At 72.1% G+C, this 19,924-nt stretch carries 16 protein-coding genes and 1 tRNA gene; 11 read left to right on the top strand and 6 right to left on the bottom strand.

Annotated features, from left to right (window positions below; genetic code table 11):
• Window positions 1-53: 53 nt before the first annotated feature.
• From ACFW01_RS11110 to ACFW01_RS11095, 4 genes are all read right to left on the bottom strand, one after another.
• Window positions 54-1,322, bottom strand: a complete 1,269-nt coding sequence (locus tag ACFW01_RS11110) for a ketosynthase chain-length factor (protein ID WP_384503077.1) — start codon at window positions 1,320-1,322, stop codon at window positions 54-56.
• Window positions 1,319-2,644 (bottom strand): beta-ketoacyl-[acyl-carrier-protein] synthase family protein, encoded by a 1,326-nt coding sequence (locus ACFW01_RS11105; RefSeq protein ID WP_384503075.1) that lies wholly within the window; start codon window positions 2,642-2,644, stop codon window positions 1,319-1,321. Before ACFW01_RS11105 ends, ACFW01_RS11110 begins: the two co-directional genes overlap by 4 nt.
• Entirely contained in the window at window positions 2,641-3,087 is a 447-nt protein-coding gene (locus ACFW01_RS11100) for a cupin domain-containing protein (protein ID WP_234960863.1), read from the bottom strand. The genes ACFW01_RS11105 and ACFW01_RS11100 overlap by 4 nt, the downstream gene beginning before the upstream one ends.
• 185 nt (window positions 3,088-3,272) lie before the next feature.
• On the bottom strand, window positions 3,273-4,517 hold the full coding sequence (locus ACFW01_RS11095; protein ID WP_384503073.1) for a SchA/CurD-like domain-containing protein: 1,245 nt from the start codon (window positions 4,515-4,517) through the stop codon (window positions 3,273-3,275).
• A 329-nt stretch (window positions 4,518-4,846) separates the two neighbouring features.
• On the opposite strand from ACFW01_RS11095, the gene ACFW01_RS11090 reads away from it, so the two are divergent.
• The 4 genes from ACFW01_RS11090 (at window position 4,847) to ACFW01_RS11075 (ending at window position 9,069) form a co-directional block, all read left to right on the top strand.
• Window positions 4,847-6,793: an FAD-dependent oxidoreductase gene (locus tag ACFW01_RS11090; protein ID WP_384503071.1), complete on the top strand. Its 1,947-nt coding sequence runs from the start codon at window positions 4,847-4,849 to the stop codon at window positions 6,791-6,793.
• 135 nt (window positions 6,794-6,928) lie between these two features.
• Window positions 6,929-7,795: a patatin-like phospholipase family protein gene (locus ACFW01_RS11085; RefSeq protein WP_384503069.1), complete on the top strand. Its 867-nt coding sequence runs from the start codon at window positions 6,929-6,931 to the stop codon at window positions 7,793-7,795.
• Window positions 7,796-7,947: 152 nt separating this feature from the next.
• Window positions 7,948-8,511 (top strand): dihydrofolate reductase family protein, encoded by a 564-nt coding sequence (locus ACFW01_RS11080; protein ID WP_384503067.1) that lies wholly within the window; start codon window positions 7,948-7,950, stop codon window positions 8,509-8,511.
• Between the two features lie 117 nt (window positions 8,512-8,628).
• Window positions 8,629-9,069, top strand: a complete 441-nt coding sequence (locus ACFW01_RS11075) for a VOC family protein (protein WP_384503065.1) — start codon at window positions 8,629-8,631, stop codon at window positions 9,067-9,069.
• A gap of 22 nt (window positions 9,070-9,091) precedes the next feature.
• On the opposite strand, the gene ACFW01_RS11070 is transcribed toward ACFW01_RS11075, so the two are convergent.
• Window positions 9,092-9,991, bottom strand: coding sequence for an aminoglycoside phosphotransferase family protein (locus ACFW01_RS11070; protein WP_384503167.1), 900 nt, complete (start codon window positions 9,989-9,991; stop codon window positions 9,092-9,094).
• A gap of 343 nt (window positions 9,992-10,334) precedes the next feature.
• Window positions 10,335-10,406: transfer RNA gene (locus ACFW01_RS11065), tRNA-Arg, on the bottom strand.
• Between the two features lie 139 nt (window positions 10,407-10,545).
• Between ACFW01_RS11065 and ACFW01_RS11060 the strand changes: the two genes are divergently transcribed.
• The 7 genes from ACFW01_RS11060 to rho all read left to right on the top strand — a co-directional run bounded on the left by ACFW01_RS11060 (window position 10,546) and on the right by rho (window position 19,879).
• Window positions 10,546-11,058, top strand: a complete 513-nt coding sequence (locus ACFW01_RS11060) for a response regulator (protein WP_384503063.1) — start codon at window positions 10,546-10,548, stop codon at window positions 11,056-11,058.
• Window positions 11,059-11,157: 99 nt separating this feature from the next.
• Window positions 11,158-12,231, top strand: coding sequence for an ArgS-related anticodon-binding protein NrtL (nrtL, locus tag ACFW01_RS11055; RefSeq protein ID WP_384503061.1), 1,074 nt, complete (start codon window positions 11,158-11,160; stop codon window positions 12,229-12,231).
• 25 nt (window positions 12,232-12,256) lie between these two features.
• On the top strand, window positions 12,257-13,648 hold the full coding sequence (lysA, locus tag ACFW01_RS11050; RefSeq protein WP_234960875.1) for a diaminopimelate decarboxylase: 1,392 nt from the start codon (window positions 12,257-12,259) through the stop codon (window positions 13,646-13,648).
• A 181-nt stretch (window positions 13,649-13,829) separates the two neighbouring features.
• Window positions 13,830-15,122 (top strand): homoserine dehydrogenase, encoded by a 1,293-nt coding sequence (locus ACFW01_RS11045; protein WP_234960940.1) that lies wholly within the window; start codon window positions 13,830-13,832, stop codon window positions 15,120-15,122.
• 6 nt (window positions 15,123-15,128) lie between these two features.
• Complete coding sequence (gene thrC, locus ACFW01_RS11040; RefSeq protein ID WP_234960876.1) at window positions 15,129-16,187, top strand: threonine synthase; 1,059 nt, start codon at window positions 15,129-15,131, stop codon at window positions 16,185-16,187.
• Between the two features lie 284 nt (window positions 16,188-16,471).
• A complete protein-coding gene (gene thrB / locus ACFW01_RS11035) occupies window positions 16,472-17,401 on the top strand; it encodes a homoserine kinase (protein WP_161330319.1) in 930 nt (309 codons plus the stop codon).
• Window positions 17,402-17,812: 411 nt separating this feature from the next.
• The gene (gene rho / locus ACFW01_RS11030) at window positions 17,813-19,879 is read left to right on the top strand and encodes a transcription termination factor Rho (RefSeq protein ID WP_234960877.1); all 2,067 of its coding nucleotides are present in this window, start codon (window positions 17,813-17,815) and stop codon (window positions 19,877-19,879) included.
• Window positions 19,880-19,924 lie beyond the last annotated feature (45 nt).

The following is a 19,924-nucleotide window of genomic DNA, read 5'->3' as shown; positions in this document are numbered from 1 at the left end:
CAAGGTGGCGCGCGCCCACACGCGGCGCTCACTCGGATTGGCGTCGGTCGGTCTCAGTGCGCGGACGGCGCGGTGCCGCCCTGCCGCAGGACGAGGGCCGAGTTGGAACCCATCAGCCCGCGGCTGAGCACCAGAGCGGTGCGCGACTCGGCGGGGCGGGCCCGGCCGGTCACCAGGTCCAGGTCGTGGCTGACCTCGAACACGTGCGGGGCCGGCGGGATCAGCCCGTGCTCCATGGCGAGCACCGCCGTCGCCACGTCCAGCACCGGAGCGGCGCAGTAGGCCCGCCCGGTCCCGGTCTTGGGCGCGGCGACCGGCACGCGCGCGGCGTGCGGGCCGAGCGCGTCGGCCAGGGCCAGCGCCTCGGCCCGGTCGGCCTCCGGGACACCGAGGGCGTCCGCGAAGACCACGTCGACCTCCTCGGGCCGGCAGCCCGCCTCGGCCAGCGCGCCCTCGATCGCGCGGGCCAGCCCCTCCCGGGACTCCGCCCAGCGGCCGGCGCCGGTGAAGGTCGCCGCGTGCCCGGCCACCGTCGCCCGCACCTCCGCGCCGCGCTCCCGGGCCGCCCGCTCCTCCTCCACGACCAGCACGGCACCGCCCTCGGCCGGCGCGAACCCGCAGGCCGTCTCGGTGAACGGACGGTAGGCGCGGTCGGGTTCGGTGGCGCGGCTCAGCTCGGGATAGCCCAGCTGGCAGACGATCGAGTACGGGGCGAGCGGTGCCTCCGTCGCGCCGCAGACCACCGTGTCGGTGCCGCCCCGCACGGACAGCGCCGCGTGCGCCAGGGCGTCCAGACCGCCCGCCTCGTCGGCGGCGACGACCCCGCAGGGACCCTTGAAGTCGTTGCGGATGGAGACCTGGCCGGTGCTGGCCGCGTAGAACCAGGCGATCGACTGGTACGGGCCGACGTACCGCGAGCCCTGGCTCCACAGGTTCTGCAGCTCCCGCTGTCCGAACTCACCTCCGCCGGAACCCGCGGCGGTGACCACGCCGACCGAGTACGGCGACTCGACGTCGGCCCGTCCGAACCGGGCGTCGTCCAGCGCGAACTGGGTCGCGGACAGCGCGAAGTGCGTGAACCGGTCGGTCTGCACGAGGTAGCGCTCCTCGACCGTCTCGGCCGCCTCGAAGCCCCGCACCTCGCCCGCCACCCGCAGCGGCAGCTGGTCGCAGCCCTCCCGCGTGACGGGCCCCAGGCTGCTGGTGCCGTCCGCGGTGGCCTTCCAGTGCGCCTCGACGCCCACGCCGTGCGGGGACACCACACCGAGCCCGGTGACGACCGCGCGCCTGGCCCCGTCATTGGTCCGTCGCCGTCCGCTCATCGCTGCCCTCCTTCGGAACCGGAACCGGAACCGGAACCGGAACCGGAACCGGATCCGGATCCGGATCCGGAAGCGCTCAGCACGACCGCCGACTGGAAGCCGCCAAAGCCGCTGCCGACCGACAGCACGTGCCGCAGCGTCCGCTCCCGTGCCTCGCGCGGCACGTAGTCCAGGTCGCACTCGGGGTCCGGGGTCGTGTAGTTGGCCGTCGGCGGCACCACCTGCCGGGCCATGGCCAGGACGCACGCGGCCAGTTCGATCGAGCCGATCGCGCCGAGCGAGTGACCCACCATCGACTTGATGGAGCTCATCGGCGTCGCGTAGGCGTGCTCGCCCAGCGAGCGTTTGACGGCCGCGGTCTCGTGCCGGTCGTTCTGCTGGGTGCCGGAACCGTGCGCGTTGACGTAGTCGATGTCCGAGCCGTCGACGCGGGCCATGTCCAGCGCCGTGTCGATGGCCCGTGCCATCTCCAGGCCCTCCTTGGTGAGCCCGGTCATGTGGTACGCGTTGCCGAACGTCGCGTAGCCGGAGACCTCGCAGTACACGTCCGCGCCACGGGCCCGGGCGTGCTCCAGGTCCTCCAGGACCAGCACCGCCGCGCCCTCGCCCATCACGAAGCCGTTGCGGTCGGCGTCGAAGGGCCGGGAGGCGTGCGCGGGGTCGTCGTTGTTCGGCGAGGTCGCCTTGATGGCGTCGAAGCAGGCCATCGTGATCGGGGATATGGGGGAGTCGGAGGCGCCCGCCAGGCACACGTCGACGCGTCCCTCGGCGATCGCGTGGTAGGCGTACCCGACGGCGTCGAGCCCGGACGTGCAGCCCGTGGAGACGGTCTGCACCGGCCCGCGCACGCCGAACTCCTCGGCGACCGCGGACGAGAGCGTGGCCGGGGTGAACGCCCGCTCCAGGTGCGGCTCGGCCCGCTTGTCGTCCACGTCCCAGCGCGAGCCGCGCTCACTGACCAGGACGTAGTCGTGCTCCAGGCGGGTGGTCCCGCCGACCGCGGTGCCCAGCGTGGCGCCGGCCCGCCAGGGGTCCTCGCGGTTCAGGTCGAGGTTCGCGTCCCGGACCGCCTCGGCGGCGGCCACCAGCGCGAACTGCACGTACCGGTCGCTGCGTTGGACCGTGGCCAGACCCAGGCCGTGGTCGGCCGGTTCGAAGTCGCACTCGGCGGCGATCTGCGAACGGAGTCCGGCCGGGTCGAAGAGGGATATGCGGCGCGTCGCCGTACGGCCCTCGGACAGCAGGCCCCAGAACTGGGACACGCCGATCCCGCCCGGGGCGACGACGCCTATGCCCGTGACGGCCACCCGACGCCGGCTCATGACACCGCCTCGGCCGCGGTGGCGGTCGCGGGACGCTCGTGCGGGATGGCGTTGCCGGCCGCGTCCTCGGTGTCCACGTGGCCCAGTTCGGGCCGCGGGGCCAGCGGGCCCAGGTGGAAGACGAGCCGCGCCTCGACGTCCCCGACGTTGCGGAAGCGGTGGCGCATGTCCTGCGGGATCCGCATCCCCTGCCCGACGGTGAGCGCGTGCGGCACCCCGTCCAGGTCCACCTCGAGGGCGCCCTCGGTGACGTACACGAACTCCTCGGAGTACGGGTGGTAGTGCTCGGCGATCCGCTCGCCGGGCTGCACGATGGCCACGCCCATGAAGCCGCTGGTCGCACCGGCGCTGGTGGGCGTGAGCAGGGCGCGGATGTCTCCTCCGCGGCGGCGGTTCGGCGCGACGTCGCCGATCGAGATGATGTGTACCTGCTTGTCTGTCATGTCGTTCACTCCGGGGTGACGAGAAGCGGTGGGGGAGGAGGGTGAGGGACGGGGGGGACACGCGGACCGGTGGGCGCGCCGTCGGGCCGTACCGGTGCGTGGTGGGTGCGTGGTGGGTACGTGGTGCGGTGTCGGTCGGTTCGGGGAGGGCGGCGCGTAGGAGAGCCGCGCCGGAGGGACGCGGATCAGGCGTCCGACGCGTGCCGGTCGGTCAGGGGTGTCATACGGGCCCGCGCCAGCAGCAACGCCAGGGTGCGGGGCTCGCCGAGGGACCCGTCGACGCCGTACGCGGCGGTGTCCAGGAGCCGCTCGGCGGCCTCGATCACGGCCGCCGCGGCGGCTCCGGCCGACCTGCCGGGTCCGGCGGCCGCGGGCAGACCGAGGACGGCGGACACGGGCGCCCCGTCCGGGTCGCCGTCCACGTCGACGAGCCGTACGACGAGGTCGTCGCGGTGGAAGACGGTGGCGGCGAGGACCGGGCCGTCCTGGGCCCGCAGGGCGGAGGCGTCCCGGTGGGCCAGCAGCCGGGCCAGTTCCGGACCGGCGCCCGGCCGCACCGGGTAGAGCAGCGCGAGCCGCTGCCCGCTCGCGCCGGACCGGCCCTCCGACGCCACGTGGTGGACGGCCGGCATGGCGGCGCGGGTGAAGAACTCCCGGGCGGAGCGCGCGTCGCGCAGGTCCCGCTCCTGCTCCAGATGCGGGTTGAGCGCCTCCTCGACCGCCCGCACGCCCGGCTGCCGGGCCACGTGCCGCAACGCGGTCTGCAGGTCGCCCCGCAGCTCCACGGCCCGGACGACCCGGTTGCCGTGCATGAAGACCGACGTGCGCAGCAGCCGGTTGGAGTCGTCGACCTGGGGGGCGGGCGCCGCGTAGTCGGACAGCAGCCGGGCGACGTCGGCCTCGCTGCCGGGCCGCACGGTGAAGGTCAGGGCGTGCCGGACGATGTTGTTCCCGATCCGGGGAGCGGACCGCGGCGACTCACCGGCCGCCCCGGCCGCGTTCTCGTCGCCCTCGGTCTCGCGCAGCACGCTGTAGCGCAGGGAGTGGGTGTCCCGGACGCAGTGCTGCAGCGGCTCGACCATGTCCAGGTGCTCGTCGCTGCTGACCCAGCTCAGGAAGGGCTCAGCGGTCTCCCACTCGCTGGTGAGGAGCCATTGGGTGGGATTGTCGACGGACTGGCACAGCTGATCAGTGATATGTCCCGGAACGGCGGCGACCCGGTCGCGGATGCTGTCGTACGCGTCCAGGAACTCCTGCTGCATTCCGTCGTGGATGTCCAGCATCAGCACGACCCGTACGCGGGATCCGTCGAACGCCGATGTCGATACGCCGTCGGCGTCCGCCACCGGGGCGACGGGCGTCGCCCGGGCGTCAGTGGTCAGGGCATCCGCCGACACGCCATCCGTGGTTTCGACGGGAGAGACCGTCATCCGGCCCACCTCTTCTCCGGGGAACTTTCTCTGGGACTGGGGGCGATCGTCGCGGCGCACGCCATGGCTCGGGCGGGTACGCCGGTCGCAATAAGCCGATCGTCGGCCGTGCCCGCGAGGACCGCGCGCCGGGCGTGACAAGCGGGTGAAAGCTCCTCCGCCGCGGGCCTCATCAGGCCCGACGGGGAAGGCATGAGAGCCCCGGCGCACATCTGGCGCGGGGCGAATCACTCGACGACGGTCCCGCATACGCGGACGCCCGTCGGTCACAGCGAGGACTACGTCCGCCATACCGAAGGACGGACGTGTGTCACAACGGAGGACGAACAATGAACGAAAGAGCCGACCGGCCCGGAGGCGCCGCCGCCCCTGCGGTCCACCGGGTCCCGGTCCTCATCGTCGGCGGGTCCCTGGTGGGCCTGTCGACCTCGGTGTTCCTGGGGCGCCTCGGCGTCCGGCACACCCTGGTGGAGCGCCACGCCGGCACCTCCATCCACCCCCGCGGGCGCGGCAACAACGTCCGCACCATGGAGATCTTCCGGGTGGCCGGCACCGAGCCGGACATCAGGAAGGCCGCCGCCACCCTGGCCGACAACCACGGCATCCTGCAGACGACCACGCTGGTGGGCGACGAGGGGGAGTGGCTGCTCAAGGAGATGGACCCGGGCGGCGGACTGGCCCGCTTCAGCCCCAGCGGCTGGTGCCTGTGCAGCCAGAACGACCTGGAGCCCGAACTCCTCACCCACGCCACCAACCTCGGCGGTGACCTGCGCTTCGGCACCGAACTGCTGTCGTTCGAGGACGACGCCGACGGCGTCACGGCGGTGGTGAAGAGCCGGGAGACCGGCGAGCACACCACCATCCGCGCGGACTACCTGGTCGCCGCCGACGGCCCCCGCAGCCCCGTCCGCGAGCAACTCGGCATCGGCCAGAGCGGCCCGGGCGACCTGTTCCACAACGTCAGCGCCACCTTCCGCTCCCGCCGCCTGGCCGACGTGGTGCGCGACCGCCGCTTCATCGTCTGCTACCTGACCGGCGAGGACGCAGACGGCGCCCTCCTGCCGGTCGACAACCGCGAGAACTGGGTCTTCCACCTCCCCTGGCACCCCGAACAGGGCGAGACGGTCGAGGACTTCACCGAGGAGCGCTGCGCCGCCCACATCCGCCGCGCGATCGGCGACCCGGACCTCGACGTCGAGATCACCGGCAAGGCCCCCTGGCACGCCGCTCAGCGGGTGGCCCGCAGCTACCGCTCCGGCCGCGTCCTGCTGGCCGGCGACTCGGCCCACGAGATGTCCCCCACCGGCGCCTTCGGCTCCAACACCGGTATCCAGGACGCGCACAACCTGGCCTGGAAACTGGCCGCGGTCCTGGAGGGCTGGGCGGGCGAGGGCCTCCTGGACACCTACGACGCGGAACGCCGCCCGGTCGCCGAGGCCACCAGCGCCCGAGCCGCGGGCCGCTCGGTGGAACACAGCCACCCGGGCTTCGCGCCGCCGCCGGGGATGACGGGTGGGGGGCCGGGTGCGGGTGGGGGGCCCGGTGGGCCCGGTGGTCCTGGCGGTCCTGGTGGTCTTGGTGGGGCGCCTGGTGGTCCTGGTGGTTCTGGTGGGGCGCCTGTTGGTCCGGGCGGTCCCGGTGGCGCAGCCGGTGGGCCCGGTGGGCCCGGCGGAGCGCCTGGCGGTCCCGGCAGTGCGGCCGGCAGGCCCGGCGGCCCCGGTGGCGCGCCTGGAAGCCCGGGCGGGCCTGGTGGGCCTGGTGGCCCTGGCGGCCCTGGCGGAGCCCCCGCCGGCGGCCCCGGCGGCATCCTGAACGTCGCCCTCGGCTACCGCTACCCCCAGGGCGCCGTGGTCGGCGCCGACCCGGCGACCCCGGTGGTCCCGGAGGGCCTCGACCTCTCCGGCGCACCCGGCAGCAGGGCCCCGCACCTCTGGCTCCGCCAGGGCGACGCCCGCATCTCCACCCTGGACCTCTACGAGGACTCCCTGGTCCTGCTCAGCGACGCGGCCCAGCCCACCGGCTGGCACGAGGCGGCGACCCGGCTGGCGGCCGAGATGCGCATCCCGCTGAAGCCGTACCGCGTGGGCGGCACCCCGGAGGCCGACCTGGTCCAGGACGACGAGGAGAGGGACTGGGCGAAGTCCCACGGAGTGACCCGGGGCGGCGCGGTCCTGGTCCGCCCCGACGGATTCGTCGCCTGGCGCTCCCCGGGCCCGGCCCCGGACCCCGAGTCGATGCTGCGCCAGGTGATCAGGACGGTGCTGGCCCGCGCGTGACACGCACGGGACCGAGCACCTGACAGGAGCACCCCACCCTAAACGTGGACCACTCCCCACTTGTTTGCTACCGTCTCGGCGGCAGCCAAACCGGGGGGTGGTCCCCGTTAATGCGGCAAGGGGGTCGGACAGGACATGACGAAGCAGCCGAACACTGCACTGGTCCTTGGCGGAGGCGGCCTGACCGCCTACGGCTGGCAGGTCGGCGTACTGGCGGGGCTGGCCGACGCCGGTGTGCACCTCGGCGACGCGGACGTTCTCGCGGGCACGTCGGCCGGCTCCCTGCTGGCCCTGGACCTGGCGAAGGGCTCGACACCGTCCGCCCTCTACACGGAACAGATCAACCGCGACCGCCCCATGATCGACGTGGACTTCACCCTGTCGATGACGGTCAGGTACCTGTGGGCGTCCCTGCGCTCACGCGACCAGGCCAAGACGCTCGAGCACCTGAGCCGGCTGGCCCTCTCCGTACGCGACGTACCGGAGACCGCGGTCCTGGAGGCGATAGGCCCCCACATCCCGGTCCCGGACTGGCCGGAGCGCGAGGTACGCCTCTTCGCGGTGGACGCCCTCACCGGCACCCCCACCGCCTTCACGGCGGCCGACGGAGTGGACCTCCCGCACGCCATGGCCGCCACCTGCGCCCTGCCACCCCTCTTCCCGCCGATCACCATCGGCAAGGCCCGATGGATGGACGGCGGCGTACGCTCCACGACCAACGCCGACCTGCTCACGGACTGCGCCAGGGTGGTCGTCCTGGCCCCCATCCCGAAGGCGGCGGGCGCCACCCCGAGCGCCCGGTCCCACATCCGCACCCTGACCACCCACGGCACCCGGGCCACCCTCCTGACCCCCGACCGAGCCGCCCGCCGAGCCTTCGGCCGCAACCCCCTGGACGCCGCCCGCATCCCGGGTGCGGCAAGGGAAGGACGACGCCAGGGCAGGGAGTACGCGCAGGAGGTACGAGCGGTGTGGGACGGCTCGGGCCGGCAGGAGCGCTGAAGGGAGCCTGCACCCGGGCGGCGCCACGACAGAACCGGCTGACCACACGGTCGGCGACGAGCGTGGTCGGACAAATGCGACGACCGCCCTGGGAGAGTGTCACGCGACGGAACCCCGTACCCGCCCGTGGCCGCCCGCTCAGGAGAACCGACATGCGCACACTAGCCATCACCGAGAACATCACCGTCGACGGCTCCATCGAGATGCTCACCGACTGGTTCGACCCCCAGGCCCAGGGCGAGGTCGACATGGCCGACGTCATGGAGGAGAGCCACCGGCAGGACAGCCGCGCCGACGCGCTGCTGCTGGGCCGCCGGACGTTCGAGGACTTCCGCGGCTACTGGCCGAACCAGACCGACGACACCACCGGCATCACCGCGTACCTCAACCAGGTCCAGAAGTACGTCGTGTCCACCACACTCACCGACCCGATGTGGGACAACTCGACGGTACTGCCGGGCGACCCGGTCGAGGAGGTCCGCGCCCTCAAGGCGCGGCAGGGCGGCAAGGACATCGTCCTGACCGGCAGCATCCGGCTGGCCCACACCCTGATCGAGGCCGGCCTCGTGGACGAGTACCGCCTCTTCGTCTACCCGGTGGTCCAGGGCAGAGGCCGCAGGCTCTTCCCCGACGGCTTCGAGATCCCCAGCCTCCGACTGGCCGACGCGAAGACGTTCCGCAGCGGCATCGTCCTGACCCGATACGTCCCGGCGTGACCCCGCCCCCGACTCTCCGCGTCCCGGATGTCGAGACCGCGCCCCCGGCTCCGTCCCAGGGACGTCACCGGCCACCACCGGCAGCACCGCAAAGGACCAAAGAGGAGAAGAGAGACCATGGCGATCCTGCGTATGGACAACATCGGCATCGTCGTAGAGGACATGGACGCCGCGATCGCGTTCTTCGTGGAACTCGGTATGGAGCTGGAGGGCAGGACGGAGGCCGAGGGCCCCCTCGCCGACCAGTGCACCGGACTCGACGGCGTCCACTGCGACATCGCGATGCTCCGCACCCCGGACGGCCACAGCCGCCTCGAACTGTCGAGGTACCGCACCCCGAAGGCAACCGCCGACACCCCCCGCAACCGCCCCCACAACATCCTGGGCACCCACCGAGTCATGTACGCGGTCGACGACCTGGAGTCCACGCTCACCCGCCTACGCCCCCACGGCGCCGAACTCCTCGGCGACATCGCCAACTTCGAGAACGCCTACCTCCTCTGCTACGTCCGCGGCCCGGAGGGCATCATCATCGGCCTGGCCGAGCAAGTGGGCTGAAAGTCCGACCTTGTTGCGGTGGTCAGCCGATGAGGGCTTGGGTGATCTGCCGGGTGGTCTGCGCGGCGACCCGGGGGTTGACGGCGGCATAGTAGGTGTAGGCGTTCAGGCCGGTGGCCAGGGCCCAACCGCGGCCCCGCGTCCAGGTGGCGTCGTCCACGCCGAGCGCATCACGGAAGGCGGCTCGGCTGTCCGCCGACATCAGGGTGAAGGCGATCATCAGGTCGCAGGCCGGGTCGCCGATGCCGAGCCCGCCGAAGTCGATCACGGCGCTGAGGCGGCCGTCGCGAGCCAGCAGGTTGCCGGTGTGGAAGTCGCCGTGAAACCACACCGGACAGCGGTCCCATCCGGGCGCGCTGAGCGCCGCGTTCCACAGTTCCGTCATCGCTGTCGCGTCGAACACGCCGTCGACCTCGGCGATGGCGACCCGCGTCGCGCGATCCCGGTCGGACAACGGGCGGCCGGCGAGGCATTCCCTGGCGTCTCCGACGGGGATGTCCTCGGGCGCGAACCCCTGCAGGGCGACGAGGAACCGGGCCAGTTCAACTGCGGCTCCGGGGGAGTCACCCAGCGCGTCGACGGTCGCCACCTCGCCGTCCAGCCAGCGGGACACCGCCCACGGCCACGGATAGCCGAAGTCGGGTTCGCCCACTCCCACGGGTACCGGGATGGCCAAGGGAAGGTGCGGGGCAAGCTGCGGCAGCCACTGGAATTCCTTCCGGGCCTGCCCGATGGCTCCGGAGTGACGGGGCAGCCGGACGGACAGCTCCTCACCCATCCGGTAGATCACGTGATCGGACCCAGCGGGATCCAGCAGCTTCAGCGCCAGCCCTGCCCACTGCGGGAACTGACTGTCGACCAGCCGCCTGACCAGCGCCTCGCCGATCTGAGGACGGGTCTCCGCAGTTCTCTGCGCTTCCAAGACCAACTCCCGTGGCCGCTCCGTACGACGGACGATCGCAGCCATCACAGTCGTCCATGACCGCGCCTGTCGACCGATTTTGCGACACACGGCAACCACGTCGAGGCGTAGCTTGCCCGTCGGCATAGCAGACACTGAGGGGCGCTCCACTTCATCGTGTTCGCTGTAACAGTGAAGTGAGAGAACTCATCCACAGGCAGCCTGGCTCGCCGTTGACGACGAAGTCGTACCGATCCCCCTGTGCTGGTGAAACGCCCAGGGCGGCACACGCCTGCACATACGCGAAGACCCCGCACTCAGCGTTTCCGCTGATGACGGGGTCTTTTGGGCACCTAATCCAAGGTGCCCCCGGCAGGATTCGAACCTGCGCACACGGCTCCGGAGGCCGTTGCTCTATCCCCTGAGCTACGGGGGCGTGTTCGTCGCGTTCGGTGTTGCTCGCGGCGACGGGTAGAACACTACCAGCTCCCCCGGGGTGGTCATGAACGGGTTTCCCCGGGTCGTGGGGCCTGTCGGGAGCACACGCGGGGGCGTTGTCCCCCGCAGGGGTGGAAGTGGGGAAAAGCCGGACGCGGTGGCCGGTCCGGACCTACTCTCGAGTTGTGCCTAGGGCGTCTGGCCGGGTTCTTGTTGTGGACGACAACAAGGTCATCCGGCAGCTGATCAGGGTCAATCTCGAGCTGGAGGGCTTCGAGGTCGTGACCGCGGGCGATGGTGTCGAGTGTCTGGATGTCGTCCATCGGGTGCGGCCCGACGTGGTCACGCTGGACGTGGTCATGCCCCGCCTGGACGGTCTCCGGACCGCCGCGCGGCTGCGTGCCGATCCGCGTACCCAGGAGCTTCCGATCGCGATCGTGAGTGCCTGCACGCGGTACGAGGTCGACGCGGGGTTCGCAGCCGGGGTCGACGCCTTCCTCTCCAAGCCCTTCGAGCCGGCCGAGCTCGTCAGACTCGTACGGGAGTTGGCCGAGCGGACCGTCACGGGGGTTGGTGTGGTGGGTGGTGACGGGGCGGCCGCCGCCTCGTCACCCCGCGCGGAGGAGAGTGAGTCCTCCGCCCAGGCGTGATCGTCCCTGTCACCTCCCTCTGAGTCCCTCCCGTCCATATCCCGGGACTCCCCGAAACCGGTTGGCCTCCCCACCCCCCTCCTCCCATACGCTTGACCCGTGACCCCCGTAGAGCTCTCCCGTACCGTGCTGCGCGCGGTGCGTCGCGCTGTCGACGGGGGAGAGCTGGACGTGGACGTGCCCGGGAGGGTCCGGGTGGGGCCTCCGGGGCCCGGCGGATGTGGTGACTACGCCACCGGTATCGCCCTCCAGCTGGCCCGGCCGGCCGGGCAGTCGCCGTACCGGGTCGCCGAGGTGCTGCGGACGCATCTCACAGGCGCCGACGGCATCGCCGGCGTCGTCCTCACCGGGCCCGGGTTCCTCAACATCAGCCTCCACCGCACCGCCCCGGCCGAGCTGGTCGCCGAGGTGCTGCTGCGCGGGCCGCGGTACGGCCACCTCGACCCCGAGGGCGGAGATGGCGGAGAGGGCGAACGGCGTCTCGTGCGGCTGCACTGCGACCACCACCCCCGCGCCCTCGTCGTCGCCGACGCCGCCGCCCGCATCCTGCGCTCCCAGGGCGCCCTCGCCCGCGTCAGCTGCACCACCCCGCCACCGCCGGAATGGGCCGTCGCCCTCGGCGTACGCGTCGATGTCGATGCCGAGGGACCCGCGCCCGACGAGCCGCCCGTCGAGATCAGGCCCGTCCCCGCCCCCGGCGACCCCCTGCCCCTCGGCCGGGACGCCGGGCGCTGGGCGCTGCTCCATCCCGCCGCCCACGACCGGCCCCGGATCGGTGACGAGCATCTCGTCCAGCGCGAGAGCAATCCCCTCTTCCGTGTGCGGTACGCCCACGCCCGCACCCGCGCCCTCACGCGCAACGCGGCCGACCTCGGCTTCGCCGCCGAGCCGGGGCCCGTGGAAACCCCGGACACGCACGGGATACACGCGCTGCTCGCCGACCACCCCCGCGTCCTCGCCGCCGCCGCGGCCCACCACGCTCCCGACCGCCTCGCCCGGCACCTCGTCACCGTCGCCGATGCCGTGCTGCCCTTCCTGCCCACCGTGCTGCCGCGCGGTGGGGAGAAACCCTCGGCCGCCCACCGTGCCCGGCTCGCCCTCGCCGAAGCCGCCGGGACGGTGCTGGCCGGCGGCCTGACCCTGCTCGGTATCGACGCACCCGACCACCTGTGAAGCCAGCGAGAGAGTCAGCGAAGAAATGAGCCGTTCCGCACACCCCGCCGGGCCCCGTCACGCCGATGTCCTCACCGAGGGGCACTACTCCGCTCCGCCCGCCGATCTCAACGCCCTCGACCCCAAGGTGTGGGCCCACACCGTCGGGCGGGACGCGGACGGTGCCGTCACCGTCGGGGGGATCGCCGTCACCCAGCTCGCCGAGGAGTACGGCACCCCCGCCTACATCCTCGACGAGGCCGACTTCCGGGAGCGGGCGCGGGCCTGGCGTACGGCCTTCGGGACCGACGCCGACGTCTTCTACGCGGGCAAGGCCTTCCTGTCGCGCGCCGTCGTGCGGTGGCTGGACGAGGAGGGGCTCAACCTCGACGTGTGCTCCGGCGGCGAGCTGGCCACCGCGCTGTCCGCGGGCATGCCCGCGGAGCGCATCGCCTTCCACGGCAACAACAAGTCGCCGGAGGAGATCGAGCGGGCCGTCGCCGCGGGCGTCGGGCGGATCGTGCTCGACTCCTTCCAGGAGATCGTGCGCGTCGCCCACACCGCCGAGTCGCTGGGCAGGCGGCAGCGGGTGCAGATCCGTATCACCGTCGGCGTCGAGGCGCACACCCACGAGTTCATCGCCACCGCCCACGAGGACCAGAAGTTCGGCATCCCGCTGGCCGGCGGGCAGGCCGCGGAGGCCGTGCGGCGGGCGCTCCAGCTCGACGGGATCGAGCTGATCGGGATCCACTCCCACATCGGGTCGCAGATCTTCGACATGTCCGGGTTCGAGGTCGCCGCGCACCGCGTGGTCGGGCTGCTCAAGGACATCCGCGACGAGCACGGGGTCGAGCTGCCCGAGATCGACCTGGGGGGCGGGCTCGGGATCGCCTACACGAGCGACGACGACCCCCGCGAGCCGCACGAGATCGCCAAGGCGCTGACCGAGATCGTGACGAGGGAGTGCGAGAGCGCGCGGCTGCGCACGCCGCGGATCTCCGTCGAGCCCGGGCGGGCCATCGTGGGCCCGACCGCGTTCACGCTCTACGAGGTCGGCACCGTCAAGCCCCTCGACGGGCTGCGGACGTACGTCTCCGTGGACGGGGGGATGTCGGACAACATCCGGACCGCGCTCTACGACGCCGAGTACAGCGTCGCCCTCGCCTCCCGCACCTCCGACGCCGAGCCGATGCTGGCCCGCGTCGTCGGCAAGCACTGCGAGAGCGGGGACATCGTGGTCAAGGACGCCTTCCTGCCGGGCGACCTGGCCCCCGGCGACCTGATCGCCGTACCGGCGACGGGCGCGTACTGCCGCTCCATGGCCAGCAACTACAACCACGTGCTGCGCCCGCCGGTCGTCGCGGTGCGGGACGGCGAGGCGCGGGTCATCGTGCGGCGTGAGACCGAGGAGGACCTGCTGCGTCTCGACGTCGGCTGAGAGCTGGGGGCGGAGGAGGCCAGGGAGGTCAGGGAGGGGAAGGCGGGCGCGGGCGAAGATCTTTCGTTCCGAGCCCGTCCGAAAATGAAATAAACGTCTCACGATCCGGACGAAAGGCAGAAAATCCCGTCCGGTGCGTGAGACTGGTCCAACCGTAGACGGTATGAGGAAACGAGGTCGGATGATGCGTACGCGTCCGCTGAAGGTGGCGCTGCTGGGCTGTGGTGTGGTCGGCTCAGAGGTGGCGCGCATCATGACGACGCACGCCGACGACCTCGCCTCCCGCATCGGGGCACCGGTGGAGCTGGCGGGCGTGGCCGTGCGGCGGCCGGACCGGGTACGCGAGGGCATCGACCCCGCCCTCGTCACCACCGACGCCACCGCCCTGGTCAAGCGCGGGGACATCGACGTCGTCGTCGAGGTCATCGGCGGCATCGAGCCCGCCCGGACCCTCATCACCACCGCCTTCGAGCACGGCGCCTCCGTCGTCTCCGCCAACAAGGCGCTCATCGCCCAGGACGGCGCCTCGCTGCACGCCGCGGCCGACGAGCACGGCAAGGACCTGTACTACGAGGCCGCCGTCGCCGGTGCCATCCCGCTGATCCGGCCGCTGCGCGAGTCGCTCGCCGGCGACAAGGTCAACCGGGTGCTCGGCATCGTCAACGGGACCACCAACTTCATCCTCGACGCCATGGACACCACGGGCGCCGGATACCAGGAGGCGCTCGACGAGGCCACCGCCCTCGGATACGCGGAGGCCGACCCGACCGCCGACGTCGAGGGCTTCGACGCCGCCGCCAAGGCCGCCATCCTCGCCGGGATCGCCTTCCACACGCGCGTGCGCCTCGACGACGTCTACCGCGAGGGCATGACCGAGGTCACCGCCGCCGACTTCGCCTCCGCGAAGGAGATGGGCTGCACCATCAAGCTGCTCGCCATCTGCGAGCGGGCGGCCGACGGGGGTTCGGTGACCGCGCGGGTCCATCCCGCGATGATTCCGCTCAGCCACCCGCTCGCCAACGTGCGCGAGGCCTACAACGCCGTCTTCGTGGAGTCCGACGCCGCCGGGCAGCTCATGTTCTACGGGCCCGGCGCCGGCGGTTCGCCGACCGCGTCCGCCGTACTCGGCGATCTCGTCGCCGTCTGCCGCAACCGGCTGGGCGGCGCGACCGGACCCGGCGAGTCCGCGTACGCCGCACTGCCCGTCTCGCCGATGGGCGAGGTCGTCACGCGCTACCACATCAGCCTCGACGTGGCCGACAAACCGGGCGTGCTCGCCCAGGTCGCGACCGTGTTCGCGGAGCACGGTGTCTCCATCGACACCGTGCGGCAGTCCGGCAAGGACGGCGAGGCATCCCTCGTCGTCGTCACCCATCGCGCGTCCGACGCCGCCCTCGGCGGTACGGTCGAGGCGCTGCGCAAGCTCGACACCGTGCGGGGTGTCGCCAGCATCATGCGGGTTGAAGGAGAGTAACCAGCAATGACCCACCAGTGGCGCGGAATCATCGAGGAGTACCGGGACCGGCTGCCCGTCTCCGACAGCACGCCCGTCGTGACGCTCCGCGAGGGCGGCACGCCGCTCGTGCCCGCACAGGTGCTCTCCGAGCGCACGGGCTGCGAGGTCCACCTCAAGGTCGAGGGGGCGAACCCGACGGGGTCCTTCAAGGACCGCGGCATGACCATGGCCATCAGCAAGGCCAAGGAGGAGGGTGCGCAGGCTGTCATCTGTGCGTCCACCGGGAACACCTCCGCCTCGGCCGCCGCCTACGGCGTGCGCGCGGGCATGGTGTCCGCCGTGCTCGTGCCGCAGGGCAAGATCGCGCTCGGCAAGATGGGCCAGGCCCTCGTGCACGGCGCGAAGATCCTCCAGGTCGACGGCAACTTCGACGACTGCCTCACGCTGGCCCGCGCGCTCAGCGACAACTACCCGGTGGCGCTGGTCAATTCGGTCAACCCGGTGCGTATCGAGGGGCAGAAGACGGCCGCCTTCGAGATCGTGGACATGCTCGGCGACGCGCCCGACATACACGTCCTGCCGGTCGGCAACGCGGGCAACATCACCGCGTACTGGAAGGGGTACCGCGAGTACGCCGCCGACGCGGTCAGCACGAAGACGCCCCGCATGTGGGGGTTCCAGGCCTCCGGCAGTGCCCCGATCGTGCGCGGCGAGGTCGTCAAGGACCCGTCGACCATCGCCACCGCCATCCGGATCGGCAACCCGGCCTCGTGGGACCTCGCGCTCGCCGCGCGGGACGAGTCCGGCGGCGCCATCGACGAGGTGACGGACCGTGAGATCCTGCGCGCCTACCGGCTGTTGGCCTCCCAGGAGGGTGTCTTCGTGGAGCCCGCGTCCGCCGCGTCGGTGGCCGGTCTGCTGAAGGCCGCCGAGCTGGGCAGGGTCGACCCGGGCCAGCGCATCGTCTGCACCGTCACCGGCAACGGTCTGAAGGACCCGGACTGGGCCGTGGCCGGCGCCCCGCAGCCCGTCACCGTCCCGGTCGACGCGGCGACGGCGGCCGAGCGGCTCGGTCTGGTCTGAGCCGGCGACGCCACTCCCACCGGCGTACGAGGGCGTAAGCGACGTCCGGCCGGGAAAGTCATGTATGGGGGGTGCACAGGGGGCTTGCGACACGCATCGTGCGCCTCCTGTGCGCCCTGTGTCGCCACGGAACCTTCCTTCGATAGGCTGTACCCGAACCCGCCTGCCGCATATGCCGCCCAGCCCGCGCCGGCAGCGGCGGCCACCGAAGGTTCCGTACGTCATCGGATGCCAGATCGATTGTCATTCGACAAACCACGCAGCTCAAGGAGAGTCATCGAGAGATGGCCGGTCCAGCGTTCCGCGCCGCCGCCGTCAGGGTGCGCGTCCCCGCAACCAGCGCCAACCTCGGCCCGGGCTTCGACGCCCTCGGTCTCGCGCTGGGCTTGTACGACGACGTGGTCGTCCGGGTGGCCGACTCCGGGCTGCACATCGACATCGCCGGTGAGGGCAGCGAGACGCTGCCGCGCGACGAGAAGCACCTCCTGATCCGCTCCCTGCGCACCGCCTTCGACCTGCTCGGCGGACAGCCCCGTGGCCTGGAGATCGTCTGCGCCAACCGCATCCCGCACGGCCGCGGCCTCGGCTCCTCCTCCGCCGCCATCTGCGCCGGCATCGTCGCCGCGCGCGCGGTGACCATAGGCGGCGAGGCCCGCCTCGACGACGCCGCGCTGCTCGACCTCGCCACCGAGATCGAGGGCCACCCCGACAACGTGGCGGCCTGTCTGCTGGGCGGCTTCACCCTCTCCTGGATGGAGTCCGGCGCGGCCCGCGCGATCAGGATGGAGCCCGCCGATTCCATCGTTCCGGTGGTTTTCGTGCCCGGAAAGCCGGTACTGACGGAGACCGCGCGCGGACTGCTCCCGCGCCATGTCCCGCACGTCGACGCCGCCACCAACGCCGGCCGCGCCGCGCTGCTCGTCGAGGCCCTGACCAGGCGCCCCGAGCTGCTGCTCCCGGCCACCGAGGACCGCCTCCACCAGGAGTACCGCGCACCGGCCATGCCGGAGAGCGCGGCGCTGGTGGAACGGCTGCGCGGCGACGGCATCCCCGCGGTGATCTCGGGTGCCGGACCCACCGTGATGGCCCTCGCCGACGCCGACACGGCCGACAAGGTCGAGGCGTTGGCGGGGACGGACTGGGCGGCCAACCGGCTGAGCCTGGACCAGCAGGGCGCGAGCGTGCTGCCGCTGGCAACCCCCAGTGACACCTAGACGCGGAGGGTTGCCGGATTTCGAGAGGGGGAATGTTTGTTGGATCCGGTAGTGTTAACCTCAAGTCTGCACCCGACCCCACCATGGCGAGGTGCTTCGTGTCCCCGTCCGGGACAGACACCCTTCCGGGAGCCCCCCAAGCCGCACTGTGTGGTGGATGTCGTACGTGAACAGTACGACCGACACGGACACTGAGCGGCCCGCCGGGCACGCTTCGGAACCGGTGCGACCACGCCGCGTGTCACAGACACTGGGTGCCACGGCCAGGGGGCGCGCCATCACCAGATATCTCTTCCGCCGTCCAGGCGGACCACCGCCCCGGCACGGTTCGCACAGCAAGGACCGAAGCCGGACAGCACAACCGGTCGCCGAGCCAGACAGGCCGACGTCCGCTCCAGGGAAGGACCCTTCGTGAGCGACACCACCGATCTGATGGGCGCACGTGTCGAGGAGACCGCTGCCGCGCCCGCCACGGACGCCTCCGCGCCTGCCACCGGTGCCGGCTCCCGGCGGCGCCGCGGTACCGGCCTCGAGGGCATGGTGCTGGCCGAGCTGCAACAGGTCGCATCCGGCCTCGGTATCAGGGGCACCGCGCGGATGCGCAAGAGCCAGCTGATCGAGGTCATCAAGGAGGCGCAGGCCGCCGGGGGAGCCCCCGCCAAGGCCGCGCCCGCCGCGGACGCCGCCGGCGAGACCAAGCCGAAGCGCCGCAGCACCTCCCGGTCCCGTACGGGCGACGAGGCCCCCGCCGAGAAGGCGGAGAAGGCCGGCAAGGCCGAGAAGAAGGCGGACAAGGCGACCGCCGACCAGGCCGCCGCCCAGCAGCAGATCGACATCCCCGGTCAGCCGTCCAAGGTCTCGCCCGCCGCCGACCAGTCCGGTGCCGCCGGTGACGACGCCCCCTCCGAGCGCCGTCGTCGCCGCGCCACCGCCGACGCGGGCAGCCCGTCCGCCGAGACGGCCGCCGTCGAGACCCGCGAGCCGAAGGGCGACTCGGCCCAGCAGTCGCAGGGCCAGCAGCAGGGCCAGGGCGACGGCCGCTCCGACGGCGAGGGCGGCGAGGGCCGCCGCCGCGACCGCCGTGACCGTGGCGACCGCGGTGACCGTGGCGACCGCGGTGACCGTGGCGACCGCGGGCGCGACCGCCGCAACAAGGGCGACGACCAGCAGGGCCAGGGCGGTGGCCAGCAGCGCCAGCAGGGCGGCGGCCGCCAGGACCGCCAGCAGCAGGACGACGACGACTTCGAGGGCGGCCGCCGGGGCCGTCGCGGACGCTACCGCGACCGCCGGGGCCGTCGCGGACGCGACGAGATCCAGGAGCCGCAGATCAACGAGGACGACGTCCTCATCCCGGTCGCCGGCATCCTCGACATCCTCGACAACTACGCGTTCATCCGGACCTCCGGCTACCTGCCCGGGCCCAACGACGTGTACGTCTCCCTCGCCCAGGTCCGCAAGAACGGCCTGCGCAAGGGCGACCACCTCACCGGTGCCGTGCGCCAGCCCAAGGAGGGCGAGCGCCGCGAGAAGTTCAACGCGCTGGTGCGCCTGGACTCGGTCAACGGCATGGCGCCCGAACACGGCCGCGGGCGGCCGGAGTTCAACAAGCTGACGCCGCTGTACCCGCAGGACCGCCTCCGCCTGGAGACGGACCCCGGTGTCCTGACCACCCGCATCATCGACCTCGTCGCGCCCATCGGCAAGGGGCAGCGCGGTCTGATCGTGGCCCCGCCGAAGACCGGCAAGACCATGATCATGCAGGCGATCGCCAACGCGATCACGCACAACAACCCCGAGTGCCACCTGATGGTCGTCCTCGTCGACGAGCGTCCGGAAGAGGTCACCGACATGCAGCGGTCGGTGAAGGGCGAGGTCATCTCCTCGACCTTCGACCGCCCGGCCGAGGACCACACCACGGTCGCCGAGCTGGCCATCGAGCGCGCCAAGCGCCTGGTGGAGCTGGGTCACGACGTCGTCGTGCTGCTCGACTCGATCACCCGCCTGGGCCGTGCGTACAACCTCGCCGCCCCGGCCTCCGGCCGCATCCTGTCCGGTGGTGTCGACTCGACCGCCCTGTACCCGCCGAAGCGCTTCTTCGGTGCGGCCCGCAACATCGAGGACGGCGGCTCGCTGACCATCCTCGCCACCGCGCTGGTGGACACCGGGTCCCGCATGGACGAGGTCATCTTCGAGGAGTTCAAGGGCACCGGCAACGCCGAGCTGAAGCTCGACCGGAAGCTCGCCGACAAGCGCATCTTCCCCGCGGTGGACGTCGACGCGTCCGGCACCCGCAAGGAGGAGATCCTGCTCGGCAGCGAGGAGCTGGCCGTCACCTGGAAGCTCCGCCGGGTGCTGCACGCCCTCGACCAGCAGCAGGCGATCGAGCTGCTCCTCGACAAGATGAAGCAGACCAAGTCGAACGGCGAGTTCCTGATGCAGATCCAGAAGACGACCCCCACTCCGGGCAACGGCGACTAGTCACCGCCGGCCGTCTTCGGCACCGGGAGTCCCGCTCCGTCACTC

The sequence above is a fragment of the Streptomyces sp. NPDC058985 genome (genome assembly GCF_042740985.1).
GTDB lineage: Bacteria > Actinomycetota > Actinomycetes > Streptomycetales > Streptomycetaceae > Streptomyces.
Note: the sequence above shows the minus strand (reverse complement) of the source record. Positions and strands in the feature narration are given on the sequence as shown.